Source organism: Bradyrhizobium sp. GW821-FHT13H06 (genome assembly GCF_058803975.1).
Map to the genome: position 1 here is coordinate 204,754 of NZ_JBXAPN010000003.1, position 14,506 is coordinate 219,259.

Below are 14,506 nucleotides of genomic sequence, written 5' to 3' on the forward strand. Positions count from 1 at the left end.
CCAGGGAGGATGTCATCCGGATGCTCGCCAGCATTGACAGCGAACTCGACCATGGGCCGCGGACCGAAAGGTCCGCGACCATGCGCATGTGCGCGGTCAGTCGCGAGGTCCGGCCGATCGACGAGCTGATCCGCTTCGTCGTATCGCCGCAAGGCGAGGTGGTTCCCGATCTCAAGCGCAAGCTGCCCGGACGCGGCATGTGGATCACCGCCTCACGCAAGGTGGTTGCGGAAGCCGTGCGGCGTCACCAATTTAGCAAGGCCTTCAAGCGCGATCTGCGCATCCCTCAGACGCTTCCCACCGACATCGAGGCGCTCCTGGTTCGGAGCGTGACGGAAGCCCTTGGGATCGCCGCCAAGGCGGGCCAGGTCGTGGCCGGCTTCGGCAAGGTCGAGAGCGCCCTTCGGGAGGGCACGGTCGAGGTCCTGATCCATGCCAGCGACGGGGCCGCGGACGGAATCCGCAAATTGGACATGCTGGCACGTCAAAATGCCGGAAATCGCGGCGCTGAGCCGCAGATTCCCGTCGTCACCGCACTGAAATCGGTAGAATTGGATTTGGCACTCACCCGGTCAAATGTGATACATGCTGCGCTGCTCGCGGGCCCGGCGAGCAGGTCATTCCTGTCACGTAGCCAGATGCTGGTCCGATACCGGATGGCGGACGATGACAAGACTGCCGAAAAGCACGGCCAGGATTTCTGAGAGACAACGACGACCCAATTGGACGGTGCGGCAACGCACAACACTGATAAATCAGGATTAGGACTGCTGAATGGTTGATACCAAGACCCCTGGCGACAAGAAGCTGAGCGTTCCGAGCAAGACGCTATCGCTCAAGCCGCGCGTCGAAACGGGGACCGTGCGCCAGAGCTTCAGCCATGGCCGCAGCAAGCAGGTCGTGGTCGAGAAGCGCGGCAAGCGCCGCATTGGCGATGGCCCCGAGCCGCACGCGCCTGAGGTGGCCGCAAAGCCGGCGCCGGCGGCACCCGCTGCGCCGTCGCGCCCGGCTCCGCCCGCCCCGCCTCGCAACGCCGGTTCCGGCGTGGTGCTGCGTACCCTGACCGAGGACGAACGTTCGGCCCGCGCCAGCGCGCTGGCCGATGCCAAGCTGCGCGAAGTCGAAGAACGCCGCCAGGCCGAGGAAGAGGCCCAGCGCCGCGCCGTCCGCGAGGCCGCCGAACGCGCCGAGCGCGAAGCCGCCGAAGCCCGCCGCAAGGCCGAGGACGAGCGCCATCGCCACGAGGACGAAGCCAAGCGGAAGGCCGAGACCGAAGCCAAGAAGCGTTTTGGCGAAGGCGAGCAGGCCGCAGCGGCCGCGCGCCCCGCAACCGCCGCACCGGCCGCGCCTGCGCCGCGGCCCGGCGCCCCCGCGGCCCGGCCCGGAACCACCACGACCCGCCCGGGAACCACGACGGCGCGTCCCGCAACGACGACCGCGCAGCGCCCGGGTGCACCGGCAGGTCGCGGCCCCGCAGTTGCAGCCGAGCCTGATGAGGACGAAGCTCCGCGCCAGATCCGTCGCGGTCCCGGCGGCGCCGCGCGTCCCGCGCCTCCCCCGAAGACCACCCACAAGCCCGGCCCGCAGAAGGAGCGCGGCCGCCTCACCGTGGTCACCGCGCTCAACGCCGACGAGGTGCGCGAGCGCTCGATCGCCTCGTTCCGCCGCCGCACCCAGCGCCTGAAGGGCCACGCCTCGAACGAGCCGAAGGAAAAGCTCATCCGCGAGGTGGTCATTCCGGAAGCGATCACCATCCAGGAGCTCGCCAACCGCATGGCCGAGCGCGCGGTCGACGTCATCCGCATGCTGATGAAGCAGGGCGCGATGCACAAGATCACCGACGTGATCGACGCCGACACCGCGCAGCTGATCGCCGAAGAACTGGGCCACACCGTCAAACGCGTTGCCGCGTCGGACGTCGAGGAAGGCCTGTTCGACACCGTCGACGATTCCACCGATACCGAAACGCGCTCGCCCGTCGTGACCGTGATGGGTCACGTCGATCACGGCAAGACTTCGCTGCTCGACGCACTCCGTCACGCCAACGTCGTCTCCGGCGAGGCCGGCGGCATCACCCAGCACATCGGCGCCTATCAGGTGGTGTCGCCCGAAAGCGGCAAGAAGATCACCTTCATCGATACGCCCGGCCACGCCGCGTTCACCGCGATGCGCGCCCGCGGCGCCAAGGTCACCGACATCGTCGTGCTGGTGGTCGCGGCCGATGACGGCGTGATGCCGCAGACGGTCGAGGCCATCAACCACGCCAAGGCGGCGCGAGTGCCGATCATCGTTGCCATCAACAAGATCGACAAGCCCGACGCCAAGCCCGAGCGCGTGCGCACCGAGCTGCTTCAGCACGAGGTGCAGGTGGAATCCTTCGGCGGCGAGGTCGTCGACGTCGAGGTGTCCGCCAAGAACAAGACCAATCTCGACAAGCTGCTCGAAATGATCGCGCTCCAGGCCGAAATCCTCGACCTGAAGACCAATTCGCAGCGTCCGGCCGAGGGCACCGTGATCGAGGCCAAGCTCGATCGCGGCCGTGGTCCGGTTGCGACCGTGCTGGTGCAGCGCGGCACGCTCCGCGTCGGCGACATCATCGTCGCCGGTGCCGAAATGGGCCGTGTCCGCGCCTTGATCTCGGATCAGGGCGAGACGGTGCAGGAGGCCGGTCCCTCGGTACCGGTCGAAGTGCTCGGCTTCAACGGTCCGCCCGAGGCCGGCGATCGTCTCGCGGTGGTCGAGAACGAAGCCCGCGCCCGTCAGGTCACCAGCTACCGTGCGCACCAGAAGCGCGAGAACGCGGCAGCTTCGATCTCCGGCATGCGCGGCTCGCTCGAGCAGATGATGTCGCAATTGAAGACGGCGGGCCGCAAGGAATTCCCGCTGATCGTCAAGGCCGACGTGCAGGGCTCGCTGGAAGCGATCCTCGGCTCGCTGGAGAAGCTCGGCACCGACGAGGTCGCAGCCCGCATCCTGCATGCCGGCGTCGGCGGCATCTCTGAATCCGACGTGACGCTCGCGGAAGGCTTCAACGCCGCGATCATCGGCTTCTCGGTCCGAGCCAACAAGGAAGCCGCTGCGGCCGCCAAGCGCAACGGCATCGAGATCCGTTACTACAACATCATCTACGACCTCGTGGACGACGTGAAGAAGGCGATGAGCGGTCTGCTCGCGCCGACCTTGCGCGAAACCATGCTGGGCAATGCCGAGATCCTGGAGATCTTCAACATCTCCAAGGTCGGCAAGGTCGCCGGCTGCCGCGTCACCGACGGCACCGTGGAACGCGGCGCCAATGTGCGCCTGATCCGCGACAACGTCGTGGTGCACGAAGGCAAGCTGTCGACGCTGAAGCGCTTCAAGGACGAAGTGAAGGAAGTCCAGTCGGGTCAGGAATGCGGCATGGCCTTCGAGAGCTATCACGACATGCGCGCCGGTGACGTGATCGAGTGCTATCGCGTGGAGACGATTCAGCGCTCCCTGTAAGTCCAAATCTTACCGAAGCGTTCGGATCTTTTTGAACTGAAATTGCGGGAGTGCGATGGCCGGATTTTTCCGGCCATCCACCCCTCTTCGTTTCAACAGGAAAACGACAATGCCCGTGTCCCAAGCACGGGCATGACGAGGTGATTTTCGAGAATGCCACGCCACCATCAGAAGAAAAGTTCCGCGCCCGGCGGAGGCTCGCAGCGACAGTTGCGCGTCGGCGAGCAGGTTCGCCACGCGATGGCCGACATTCTGGCGCAAGGCAACGTGCATGATGCGGATCTCGAAGGTCACATCATCACCGTGCCGGAGGTGCGGATGTCGCCCGACCTGAAGCTCGCGACGGTCTACGTGATGCCGCTCGGTGGCCGCGACACCGAGATCGTGATCGCGGCGCTCGAGCGCAACAAGAAATTCCTGCGCGGCGAGGTCGCGCGGCGCGTTAACCTGAAATTTGCACCTGACATTCGCTTCCGCGTCGACGAGCGATTCGACGAAGCGGAACGGATCGAGAAGCTTTTGCGAACACCTGCGGTGCAGAAGGACTTGGACAAGGATCTGGAACAGAATCCGGCTTCGGATCGGGAAGAAGAACAATGACCATGGACCCGGCTCACGGCACCATCGGCGGCAACGATGCCGATCAGCGCGAGGTGCAGAAGAATAATTTCGCGGATCTGGGAGGCGATGCCCGGCCGCATCAGGAGCCGCGCCGCGTCAACAACGATCCGCGCGCCAAGCAGCAGAAGGGCAACCAGCCGCGCCGGGACCGCCGCGACGTCCATGGCTGGGTCGTGCTCGACAAGCCGATCGGCATGACCTCGACGCAGGCGGTTGCGGTGCTCAAGCGCCTGTTCAACGCCAAGCGCGCCGGCCACGCCGGTACGCTCGATCCGCTCGCCTCCGGCGGGCTGCCGATCGCACTCGGCGAAGCCACCAAGACCGTTCCCTTCGTGATGGACGGCCGCAAGCGCTACCAGTTCACGGTCTGCTGGGGCGAGGAGCGCGACACCGACGACATCGAGGGCCGGGTGACCGCGACCTCCGACCAGCGCCCGACCCGGGAGGCGATCCTGGCTCTTCTGCCCCGCTTCACCGGGGTGATCGAGCAGATCCCGCCGCGCTACTCCGCGATCAAGATCCAGGGCGAGCGCGCCTATGACCTCGCCCGCGACGGCGAGGTCGTGGAACTGGCCCCCCGGCCGGTCGAGATTCACCATTTAACCCTTGTAGATCAACCGGATAAGGACCGAGCCGTATTCGAGGCCGAGTGCGGCAAGGGCACCTATGTCCGCGCCCTGGCCCGCGATATGGGCCGGATTCTCGGCACTTATGGCCATATCTGCGCCCTCAGGCGGACCCTGGTCGGCCCGTTCGGCGAAAACGACATGATTCCGCTGGATCAGTTGGAGGCTTTGTGCGATAGAGCCGCGTCCGGCGAGGGAAGCCTCGCCGACGCGCTTTTGCCCGTTGAGACCGCGCTGGACGACATCCCGGCACTGGCCGTCACTCGGGCTGATGCGGCAAGGCTCCATCGGGGCCAAGCCGTTTTGTTGCGCGGACGGGATGCGCCCACTTGTAGCGGCACAGTCTATGTCACGGTGGCAGGCCGGCTTCTCGCGCTTGCTGAAGTCGGCAATGGCGAAATCATCCCCAAGCGTGTGTTCAACCTGACCGGCCTGACTGCCAGCTCCGGTCGCAACGAGAGAAATTGACGATGTCGATTGCCGCAGAACGCAAAGCGGAAGTCATCAAGACGAATGCCACCAAGGCCGGCGACACCGGCTCGCCCGAGGTTCAGGTCGCGATCCTGTCGGAACGCATCAACAACCTCACCAACCATTTCAAGACCCACGTGAAGGACAACCATTCGCGTCGCGGCCTCTTGAAGCTGGTCTCGACCCGCCGCTCGCTCCTCGACTATCTCAAGAAGAAGGACGAGGCGCGGTACAAGGCGCTGCTCGAGAAGCACAATATTCGTCGTTAAGTGTTCGTGCGCGCGCCACTGGCGCGCGTTTTCGTGCGTGGTTTCGAACGAAAGCGCTTCCTTAAAGGTTTTTGATCGAGGCTGCGTGCGCGTCGGATGCGCGTCTTTGAGGATTCGCATCCGGGCATGAAGAGTGAAGACCGCGGTTCGGTGTTCGCGTTCGTGCCGACTGACAGTCCAGCAGCAATCCGGCGGCTGGGCACAACGGGCAAGGCGCCCGTATGACCCGAAAGGATGGACGCCATCCGAAATCCAAAAACCATGGCAGGATCGCAGGACGCTGATCATCCGCTCCGATCAGCGTCCCGCAATCTTGCGCATGGTTTTTGTTTTTCGACGCGGCCCTTCTTTCGAGAACCCATGAAAGAAGACCACTATGTTCAATAAGCATTCAGTCGAGATCGACTGGGGCGGACGCCCACTCAAGCTCGAAACCGGCAAGATCGCCCGCCAGGCCGACGGCGCCGTCGTCGCCACCTATGGCGAGACCGTGGTGCTCGCCACCGTCGTCGCGGCGAAGGCGCCGCGCGAAGGCGTCGACTTCCTGCCGCTGACCGTCGACTACCAGGAGAAGACCTACGCGGCCGGCCGCATCCCCGGCGGCTATTTCAAGCGCGAGGGCCGTCCGACCGAGAAGGAGACGCTGGTCTCCCGCCTGATCGACCGTCCGATCCGCCCGCTGTTCGTCGACGGCTGGCGCAATGAGACCCAGGTGATCGTCACCGTGCTGTCGCACGACATGGAGAACGACCCGGATATCGTCGCGCTGGTCGCGTCGTCGGCTGCGCTGACCCTGTCCGGCGCCCCGTTCAAGGGCCCGATCGGCGCAGCGCGCGTCGGCTTCGCCAATGACGAGTTCATCCTCAACCCGACGCTCGACGAGATGGTCGACACCCAGCTCGACCTCGTCGTCGCCGGCACCGCCGACGCCGTGCTGATGGTGGAATCGGAAGCCAAGGAGCTGAACGAAGACATCATGCTCGGCGCCGTGATGTTCGGTCACCGCCACTTCCAGCCGGTGATCAACGCGATCATCGAGCTCGCCGAGAAGGCCGCCAAGGAGCCGCGCGAAGTCACCGTGATCGACAACGCCGCGCTCGAGAAGGAGATGCTCGGCCTCGTCGAGCAGGAGCTGCGCGCCGCCTACGCGATTCCCGTCAAGCAGGATCGCTACGCCGCGGTCGGCAAGGTCAAGGAAAAGGTGATCGCCCATTACTTCCCCGAAGGGCAGGAGCCGAAATACGACAAGCTCCGTGTCGCCGGCGTGTTCAAGGAATTGGAAGCCAAGATCGTTCGCTGGAACATCCTGGACACCGGCAAGCGCATCGACGGCCGCGACAGCAAGACGGTCCGCAACATCATCGCCGAAGTCGGCGTGCTGCCCCGCGCCCACGGTTCGGCGCTGTTCACCCGCGGCGAGACCCAGGCGATGGTCGTGACCACGCTCGGCACCGGCGAGGACGAGCAGTACATCGACGCGCTGTCCGGGACGTACAAGGAAACGTTCCTGCTGCACTACAACTTCCCGCCCTACTCGGTCGGCGAGACCGGCCGCCTCGGCGGCACCAAGCGCCGCGAAATCGGCCACGGCAAGCTGGCCTGGCGCGCGATCCATCCGGTGCTGCCGCCGCACCACGAGTTCCCCTACACGGTGCGCGTGGTGTCGGAGATCACCGAATCCAACGGCTCCTCGTCGATGGCGTCGGTCTGCGGCGCCTCGCTGGCGCTGATGGATGCGGGCGTGCCGTTGAAGCGGCCGACCGCGGGCATCGCGATGGGCCTGATCCTCGAAGACAAGCGCTTCGCGGTTCTCTCCGACATCCTCGGTGACGAGGACCATCTCGGCGACATGGACTTCAAGGTCGCCGGTACCGAGCAGGGCATCACCTCGCTCCAGATGGACATCAAGATCGAGGGCATCACCGAAGAGATCATGCGCGTCGCCCTTGGCCAGGCCAAGGACGGCCGCATCCACATCCTCGGCGAGATGGCCAAGGCGCTGACCAACGCCCGCGCCGAGCTCGGCGAATATGCGCCGCGCATCGAGACCTTCAAGATCCCGACCGACAAGATCCGCGAAGTGATCGGCACCGGCGGCAAGGTGATCCGCGAGATCGTCGAGAAGACCGGCGCCAAGGTCAACATCGAGGACGACGGCACCGTGAAGGTCGCCTCCAGCGACGGCGAAGCCATGAAGGCCGCGATCAAGTGGATCAAGTCGATCGCCTCCGAGCCCGAAGTCGGCCAGATCTATGACGGCACCGTCGTCAAGGTGATGGAGTTCGGCGCCTTCGTGAACTTCTTCGGCTCCAAGGACGGCCTCGTCCACATCAGCCAGCTCGCCTCCAGCCGCGTGCAGAAGACCTCCGACGTCGTCAAGGAAGGCGACAAGGTCAAGGTCAAGCTGCTCGGCTTCGACGACCGCGGCAAGACCCGCCTGTCGATGAAGGTGGTCGACCAGACCACCGGCGAGGACCTCGAGGCCAAGGAGAAGGCCGCCGAGGGCGAGAAGGCGCCGCGCGAAGCGGCGGGCGAGTAAGCTCTCGCACCCAGCCAGAAACACGAAGGGCGGCCGAGAGGCCGCCCTTTTTGTTTGTGCCGTTATTCATGCTCCGGCCGATATGCGCTCCCTCTCCCGCTTGCGGGAGAGGGCTGGGGAGAGGGTGTCTCCTCAGAGAGACTTCCAATGCGGAGAGAACCCTCACCCGCCGCGCTTCGCGCGTCGACCTCTCCCGCAAGCGGGAGAGGTGAACCTGACCTCACGCCACGATGTCGTACCGGTCGAGGTTCATCACCTTGGTCCATGCCTTGGCGAAGTCCTTGACGAACTTCTCCTTGGAGTCCGAGGTGGCATAGACCTCGGCGAAGGCGCGGAGCTGCGAGTGTGCGCCGAAGATGAGATCGACACGCGTGCTGGTCCACTTCACCGCGTTGGTCTTGCGGTCGCGCCCCTCATAGGAGCCGTCGGCCGACGGCGTCCACTGCGTGCTCATGTCGAGCAGGTTGACGAAGTAGTCGTTGCTCAGCGTACCCAGCTTCGAAGTGAAGACGCCGTGCTTCGAACCGTTCGCATTCGCACCGAGCACCCGCAGGCCGCCGACCAGCACCGTCATCTCGGGACCAGTCAGCCTCAGCAGCTGCGCGCGATCGACCAGCGCCTCTTCAGGATGCATGAACTGATGCCGCTTGCCGATATAGTTGCGGAAGCCATCGGCCCGCGGCTCCAGCGGCGCGAAGGAGGCCGCATCCGTCTGCTCCTGCGAGGCGTCCATGCGGCCCGGCGTGAAGCCGACCTTGACGTCGACACCGGCGTCTTTGGCGGCCTTCTCGACCGCGGCGGTGCCGCCGAGCACGATCAGGTCCGCCAGCGAGACCTTCTTCGCGCCGGATGACGCATTGAAGTCCTTCTGGATCGCTTCGAGCTTGCCGAGCACCTTGGCGAGCTGAGCCGGCTCGTTCACCTCCCAGTCCTTCTGCGGGGCAAGGCGGATGCGCGCGCCATTGGCGCCGCCGCGCTTGTCGGAGCCGCGGAACGTCGAGGCCGACGCCCAGGCGGTCGAGACCAGCTCGGACACCGAGAGGCCGGAGCCAAGGATCTTGGTCTTCAGGGCGGCGATGTCCTGATCGCTGACCAGCTCGTGATTGACGGCCGGAATGGGATCCTGCCAGATCAGCGTCTCCTTCGGCACCAGCGGGCCGAGATAGCGCTGGATCGGGCCCATATCGCGATGGGTCAGCTTGAACCAGGCGCGGGCGAAGGCGTCAGCGAACTGATCCGGGTTCTCCAGGAAGCGACGCGAGATCTTCTCGTACACGGGATCGAAGCGCAGCGAGAGGTCGGTCGTCAGCATCGTCGGCCGATGCTTCTTCGACTTGTCGAAAGCATCGGGGATGATCGCCTCGGCGTTCTTGGCCGTCCACTGCTGCGCACCAGCCGGGCTCTTCGTCAGCTCCCATTCGAAATTGAACAGGTTCTCGAAGAAGTTGTTGCTCCACTTGGTCGGGGTCGTCGTCCACGTCACCTCGAGGCCGCTGGTGATGGAATCAGCACCCAGGCCCGTCCCATGCTTGCTCTTCCAGCCGAGCCCCTGATCTTCCAGCGCGCCCGCTTCCGGCTCCGGACCGACCAGCGACGCATCGCCGGCGCCGTGGGTCTTGCCGAAGCTGTGGCCACCGGCGATCAGCGCGACGGTCTCTTCGTCGTTCATCGCCATGCGGGCGAACGTCTCGCGGATGTCCTTGGCCGCAGCGACCGGATCCGGCTTGCCGTTCGGCCCCTCCGGATTGACGTAGATCAGGCCCATCTGCACCGCGCCGAGCGGCTCGGCGAGCTGACGCTCACCGCTGTAGCGCTCATCGCCGAGCCAGGTGCCTTCCGGACCCCAATAGAGCTCTTCCGGCTCCCAGACGTCGACGCGACCGCCGGCGAAACCAAAGGTCTTGAAGCCCATCGATTCCAGCGCGACGTTGCCGGCGAGCACCATCAGATCGGCCCAGGAAATCTTGCGGCCGTATTTCTGCTTGATCGGCCAGAGCAGACGGCGCGCCTTGTCGAGATTGGCGTTGTCGGGCCAGCTGTTGAGCGGCGCGAAACGCTGCTGACCGGCTCCGGCGCCACCGCGGCCGTCGGTGATGCGGTAAGTGCCCGCGCTGTGCCAGGCCATGCGGATCATGAGGCCGCCATAGTGACCGAAGTCGGCGGGCCACCATTCCTGCGAATCCGTCATCAGAGCGGTCAGGTCCTTGATGACCGCATTCAGGTCGAGCGACTTGAACTCCTTGGCGTAGTCGAAGTCCTTGTCCATCGGATCGGACTTGTCCGAGTTCTTGTGCAGGACCTCGATGTCGAGCTGAGTTGGCCACCAGTCGCGGTTGGCACGCGCGGGTTTTCCGCCCGAAAACGGGCACTTCGAAGTGTCGTCCATGAATACCTCCTCTGGCGGCGTCGAACTCGCGCCCTTGACCAGGTAGAACCACTCTAAGCGCCGCATCCCATCAGGGGAAGTTGACTTTAGTGATCGCTGCGATAGGATTTTCTTATGATAAATCTGACGCTGCGCCAGCTGCGGTATTTCGATGCGCTGGCGCGCCACGGCCATTTCGGCCGCGCGGCCGAGTCCTGTTCCATCTCGCAACCGGCCCTGTCGATGCAAATCAAGGAGCTGGAGGAGACGCTCGGCGGGCTGCTGCTGGAGCGCAGCGCGCGGCAGGTTGCGCTGACCCGGTTCGGCGAGGAGCTCGCCCAGCGCGTCCGTGACATCCTGCGCTCGGTCGACGAACTCGGTGATTTCGCCCGGGCCTCGCAGGACCGCTTCGCCGGCCGCCTGCGCATCGGCATGATCCCGACGATCGCGCCTTACCTGCTGCCCAAGATCACCAAGAATCTCACGCGCATGCATCCAGAGCTCGATATCCGCGTGCGCGAGACCATGACTCCCCGGCTGATCCAGGAACTGGTGGAAGGCCGGCTCGACACCGCCATCGTGGCACTCCCGGTGTCGGAGCCCTCGCTCACCGAGGTCGCTCTGTTCGAAGAGAAATTCTTGCTGGTCCGGCCGGGCTCCGACGAGGGGACCCCGGTGCCGTCGCGCGAGATGATGCGCGAGATGCGGCTTCTGCTGCTGGAGGAGGGGCACTGCTTCCGCGACCAGGCGCTCTCCTTCTGCAACATGCAGTCGGCGCCGCCGCGCGAGATGCTGGACGCCAACTCGCTCTCGACGCTGGTCCAGATGGTCAGCGCTGGCATCGGCGTGACGCTGATCCCGGAGATGGCGGTGCCGGTGGAGACGCGATCGGCCTCGGTCTCGCTGGCGCGCTTCCGCGACCCCGAGCCGTCGCGCACCATCGGTATGGTGTGGCGCAAGACCAGCCCGCTCGCACGGCAGCTGCTGCAAATCTCCGAGGTGGTCTGCCTGTCGGCCGGCAAGGTGCGCGCGCGTCAGAGCGTGCGCAGCCAGCGGGCCTAGCTCCGATGCCGCACCCTGTCATCCGCCCTGCCCGCGCAGACGAGTATGATGAGGTCGGCCGCGTCTGGATGGAGAGCTGGGCCTCGACCGGGCTTGCCGAGACGAGCGACTTCCTCCTGGCCAACTTGCGTGCGCGCATCAGGCGCGAGATCGCGAACGGCTGGAGCCTGTTCGTCGCCGACGACAACGGCACGGTCGCTGCGATGCTGGCGCTGCATGTGCCAAAGCTCTATCTCGACATGCTCTTCATCGCGCCAGACTATCAGGGTCGTTCGCTCGGGCGGCGACTGCTCGCGTTTGCGCGGACGCAGATGCCCGATGAAATGTACCTGCGTTGCGTGCGCGAGAACGAAAAGGCCTGGCGCTGGTACGAGCGCGAGGGTTTTGTATTCGAGAAGGAAGAGATCGAGCCGTCGAATGGGTTCATGATGAAATATTATCGGTGGAAGAGGGCAGCTTGAAGCCGCGCGCCATGCTTGCAGGCGCGGCTTACACGCTCTAGTTTTGCAGCTCTCACACTTTCGACCGCTCATTCCCCGATCATGTTCTGTCGTTTCATCGTCGCCATCGTCCTCGCTTCATCGTGCCTGACTGCCACTGGATGGGCCGAGGTCCCCACATCGGCGGCTCCTGGCGCGCCGGTCAAACCGGCTGTCAAGAAACCCGCCGCCAAGCCAAATGCAGCGAAGGCCAATGCGGCCACGAAGCAGCCGGCAGCGATCGAGACCGGCCCTTGCCGCCTGGGCGTCATTTCAGCGATCGGCGGTCGGTTCTCGGTCGAGAAGTTCGGCCTCACGGTGTTCGAGACCGAATTCAACGAGATTCCGATCGACGATTGGAGCCTTGACGACATCCCGCTGGCGCGTGTGCGTGCCGCAAGCGGCGCTGATCCGTCGATCAGGAAGATCAGCTACCCCAAGGGAGCGTTCGAGCCATTCTACAATCCGAAATCCAGGCTCTTTCCGGATCCGAGCGAGCGTTTACCGGCCATCGTTCGCAACATCACCGCCAATGCGAATTGCGACCGCTATCTCGTGGTGACGAGGTACAAGACCGAATTGCAAGGCTCCAGCCTGGTTCTGGACGGCATCGGCGCCTACAGCCGGGGCCTCGGCTCTTTCGCCAGACATTCGCATTTGTTCGCCAATGTTGCGGTCAACCTGATTGACGGCAGGAGCTATGAGCCGATCAATCGGCACTTCGCGAATTTCGGCTCCAATCTCGCCGAGAGCATGAGGCTGACGGAAGATCCGATCACCAAGCTCGACAATTCGCAGTTTCCCGATCCTCCTGCCACCGCGGCGGGCAATACAACGTTGCGAGAAAGGACCCGCGCGCTCGTTGCGGCGAGGCTCGACCGGACTCTCCCCGGCTATCTCAAGGAAGATTAAGCGCCTCGCCGCCGCGGCCCCGTCGACGAAGATGTCGCAAGGCATCACCTCCACGCATTGGGACTTGTACGTTGCGGATTCGCTACGGACAGGCGATGAATGAGCCTCGTCGCGCTTCACGTTGAGGAGGTTCCTCGCCATGATCAAGCTCTACTGGTCTCCCCGCTCGCGCTCGTTCACGACGCTTTGGCTGATGGAAGAGAGCGGCCTGCCCTACGAGCGCGTGCTGACCGATATTTCGACCGGCGCGCAGAAGACGCCGGACTTTCTAAAGATCAATCCGATGGGCAAGGTTCCGGCGCTGACCGACGGCGACGCGGCGCTCGGGGAAGCCGCGGCCATCTGCGCCTACATCGCCGACCGCTATCCCGAGACGAAGCTGGCGCCTGGCGTGACCGATCCGCGCCGCGCGCGCTATCTGCAATGGCTGTTCTTCTCGCCGGGCTGCATCGAGCCCGCCATCATCCAGATCTTCACCAAGATCGAGATCCCGACCTCGACCGCGGCGTGGGGCAGCGCGACGCAGGTGTTCGACGTGCTGGAAGCCGCACTTGAAAAAGGACCGTGGATTCTCGGCGAAGAATTTTCCGCCGCCGACATCACGGTCGGCTCCGGCCTGAATTTCGCGGTACGGCTGTTCAAGATGGTGCCGTCGCGGCCGGCCTTCGACGCCTATCTGGCGCGCTGCATGGCGCGGCCGGCGTTCCAGCGCGCGGAGAAGATCGCGGCCGGTTAGCGCATGATTCGGAAAAGTGTGCAGCGGTTTTCCGAAAGATCATGCTTACGGGTCAGCCTTCCGTCTTCAGATCGTCCGGCCGCGGCATCAGGATGACGTTGTAGCCGGAATCCACGTAGTGGATCTCGCCGGTCACGCCGCCGGAGAGATCCGACAGCAGATACAGCGCCGAGCCGCCGAGGTCGTCGAGCGTGACGCCGCGACGGAGCGGGGAGTGCTTCTGCATGAAGGCGAACATCGCCCGCGCCTCGCCGATGCCGGAGCCGGCGAGCGTGCGGATGGGGCCCGCGGAGATCGCGTTGACGCGGATGCCGTGCGGTCCGAAATCGGCGGCGAGATAGCGCACGGAAGCTTCCAGCGCCGCCTTCGCCACGCCCATCACGTTGTAATTCGGCATCGCGCGCTCCGACGCGCCGAAGGTCAGCGTGATCATGCTGCCGCCTTCCGTCATCAGCTCGGCGGCGCGTTTTGCGACCTCCGTGAACGAGAAGCAGGAGATCACCATGGTGCGCGAGAAATTCTCGCGGCTGGTGTCGGCGTAGCGGCCCTTGAGCTCGTTCTTGTCGGCAAAGCCGATCGCGTGGATCACGAAGTCGAGCCGGCCCCATTGCTCGCGGAGCGCAGCGAAGGTGGCATCGACACTGGCGATGTCCTCGACGTCGCAAGGCAGAACCAGATCCACGCCAAGCTGCTCCGCCAGCGGCTTCACGCGCTTGCCGAGCGCCTCGCCCTGGAAGGTGAAGGCAAGCTCTGCGCCATGGGCATGCAGCGTCCGCGCCATGCCCCAGGCGATCGAGTGATCATTGGCGATGCCCATGATCAGACCGCGCTTGCCTTTCATCAGACCTTCCATCTCACCATCACCTTCCGCTTCGCCGTGGCCGGGTCCATCGCTTCGATGCTTGAGGCCAAGACGTGGATGGCCGGGACGAGCCCGGCCATG

Annotated in this window: 13 protein-coding genes; 10 read left to right on the forward strand and 3 right to left on the reverse strand. The window is 64.8% G+C overall.

The genetic code is table 11. From position 1 onward, the window contains the following. The first annotated feature begins 20 nt into the window (after positions 1–20). Both AC1RQP_RS13385 and infB read left to right on the forward strand, forming a co-directional pair. Complete coding sequence (locus tag AC1RQP_RS13385) at positions 21–704, forward strand: RNA-binding protein (RefSeq protein WP_197965332.1); 684 nt, start codon at positions 21–23, stop codon at positions 702–704. Positions 705–774: 70 nt separating this feature from the next. Next, positions 775–3,483 (forward strand): translation initiation factor IF-2, encoded by a 2,709-nt coding sequence (infB, locus tag AC1RQP_RS13390; protein ID WP_492937335.1) that lies wholly within the window; start codon positions 775–777, stop codon positions 3,481–3,483. Between the two features lie 9 nt (positions 3,484–3,492). On the opposite strand, the gene AC1RQP_RS13395 is transcribed toward infB, so the two are convergent. Beyond that, the gene (locus AC1RQP_RS13395) at positions 3,493–3,777 is read right to left on the reverse strand and encodes a hypothetical protein (RefSeq protein ID WP_492937881.1); all 285 of its coding nucleotides are present in this window, start codon (positions 3,775–3,777) and stop codon (positions 3,493–3,495) included. Here AC1RQP_RS13395 and rbfA point away from each other — a divergent pair. From rbfA to pnp, 4 genes are all read left to right on the forward strand, one after another. Continuing rightward, positions 3,694–4,083: a 30S ribosome-binding factor RbfA gene (rbfA, locus tag AC1RQP_RS13400; protein WP_492937848.1), complete on the forward strand. Its 390-nt coding sequence runs from the start codon at positions 3,694–3,696 to the stop codon at positions 4,081–4,083. The two genes, AC1RQP_RS13395 and rbfA, sit on opposite strands and share 84 nt — an antisense overlap. Then, the gene (gene truB / locus AC1RQP_RS13405) at positions 4,080–5,198 is read left to right on the forward strand and encodes a tRNA pseudouridine(55) synthase TruB (protein WP_247799917.1); all 1,119 of its coding nucleotides are present in this window, start codon (positions 4,080–4,082) and stop codon (positions 5,196–5,198) included. The genes rbfA and truB overlap by 4 nt, the downstream gene beginning before the upstream one ends. A gap of 2 nt (positions 5,199–5,200) precedes the next feature. Beyond that, the gene (gene rpsO / locus AC1RQP_RS13410; RefSeq protein ID WP_008540131.1) at positions 5,201–5,470 is read left to right on the forward strand and encodes a 30S ribosomal protein S15; all 270 of its coding nucleotides are present in this window, start codon (positions 5,201–5,203) and stop codon (positions 5,468–5,470) included. A 376-nt stretch (positions 5,471–5,846) separates the two neighbouring features. Continuing rightward, entirely contained in the window at positions 5,847–8,009 is a 2,163-nt protein-coding gene (pnp, locus tag AC1RQP_RS13415) for a polyribonucleotide nucleotidyltransferase (RefSeq protein WP_239628419.1), read from the forward strand. Positions 8,010–8,229: 220 nt separating this feature from the next. Here pnp and katG read toward each other — a convergent pair whose 3' ends face one another. Continuing rightward, the gene (katG, locus tag AC1RQP_RS13420) at positions 8,230–10,395 is read right to left on the reverse strand and encodes a catalase/peroxidase HPI (RefSeq protein WP_492937336.1); all 2,166 of its coding nucleotides are present in this window, start codon (positions 10,393–10,395) and stop codon (positions 8,230–8,232) included. Between the two features lie 114 nt (positions 10,396–10,509). On the opposite strand from katG, the gene AC1RQP_RS13425 reads away from it, so the two are divergent. From AC1RQP_RS13425 to AC1RQP_RS13440, 4 genes are all read left to right on the forward strand, one after another. Next, on the forward strand, positions 10,510–11,436 hold the full coding sequence (locus tag AC1RQP_RS13425) for a hydrogen peroxide-inducible genes activator (RefSeq protein WP_061879924.1): 927 nt from the start codon (positions 10,510–10,512) through the stop codon (positions 11,434–11,436). 5 nt (positions 11,437–11,441) lie between these two features. Beyond that, positions 11,442–11,897, forward strand: coding sequence for a GNAT family N-acetyltransferase (locus AC1RQP_RS13430; RefSeq protein WP_239628425.1), 456 nt, complete (start codon positions 11,442–11,444; stop codon positions 11,895–11,897). An 81-nt stretch (positions 11,898–11,978) separates the two neighbouring features. Beyond that, positions 11,979–12,827 (forward strand): hypothetical protein, encoded by an 849-nt coding sequence (locus AC1RQP_RS13435; protein ID WP_239628426.1) that lies wholly within the window; start codon positions 11,979–11,981, stop codon positions 12,825–12,827. A 139-nt stretch (positions 12,828–12,966) separates the two neighbouring features. After that, positions 12,967–13,563: a glutathione S-transferase family protein gene (locus tag AC1RQP_RS13440; RefSeq protein ID WP_271528975.1), complete on the forward strand. Its 597-nt coding sequence runs from the start codon at positions 12,967–12,969 to the stop codon at positions 13,561–13,563. A 52-nt stretch (positions 13,564–13,615) separates the two neighbouring features. Here the strand turns inward: AC1RQP_RS13440 and fabI are convergent, their stop codons facing one another. Further along, positions 13,616–14,416 (reverse strand): enoyl-ACP reductase FabI, encoded by an 801-nt coding sequence (gene fabI / locus AC1RQP_RS13445; protein WP_492937337.1) that lies wholly within the window; start codon positions 14,414–14,416, stop codon positions 13,616–13,618. Positions 14,417–14,506 lie beyond the last annotated feature (90 nt).

Bases quoted from the DNA above. Each gene is read 5' to 3' on its own strand.
- AC1RQP_RS13385 (WP_197965332.1), top strand. From the start codon at position 21: ATGCTCGCCAGCATTGACAGCGAACTCGACCATGGGCCGCGGACCGAA.
- infB (WP_492937335.1), top strand. From the start codon at position 775: ATGGTTGATACCAAGACCCCTGGCGACAAGAAGCTGAGCGTTCCGAGC.
- truB (WP_247799917.1), top strand. From the start codon at position 4,080: ATGACCATGGACCCGGCTCACGGCACCATCGGCGGCAACGATGCCGAT.
- rpsO (WP_008540131.1), top strand. From the start codon at position 5,201: ATGTCGATTGCCGCAGAACGCAAAGCGGAAGTCATCAAGACGAATGCC.
- pnp (WP_239628419.1), top strand. From the start codon at position 5,847: ATGTTCAATAAGCATTCAGTCGAGATCGACTGGGGCGGACGCCCACTC.
- katG (WP_492937336.1), bottom strand. From the start codon at position 10,395: ATGGACGACACTTCGAAGTGCCCGTTTTCGGGCGGAAAACCCGCGCGT.
- AC1RQP_RS13425 (WP_061879924.1), top strand. From the start codon at position 10,510: ATGATAAATCTGACGCTGCGCCAGCTGCGGTATTTCGATGCGCTGGCG.
- AC1RQP_RS13430 (WP_239628425.1), top strand. From the start codon at position 11,442: ATGCCGCACCCTGTCATCCGCCCTGCCCGCGCAGACGAGTATGATGAG.
- AC1RQP_RS13435 (WP_239628426.1), top strand. From the start codon at position 11,979: ATGTTCTGTCGTTTCATCGTCGCCATCGTCCTCGCTTCATCGTGCCTG.
- AC1RQP_RS13440 (WP_271528975.1), top strand. From the start codon at position 12,967: ATGATCAAGCTCTACTGGTCTCCCCGCTCGCGCTCGTTCACGACGCTT.
- fabI (WP_492937337.1), bottom strand. From the start codon at position 14,416: ATGGAAGGTCTGATGAAAGGCAAGCGCGGTCTGATCATGGGCATCGCC.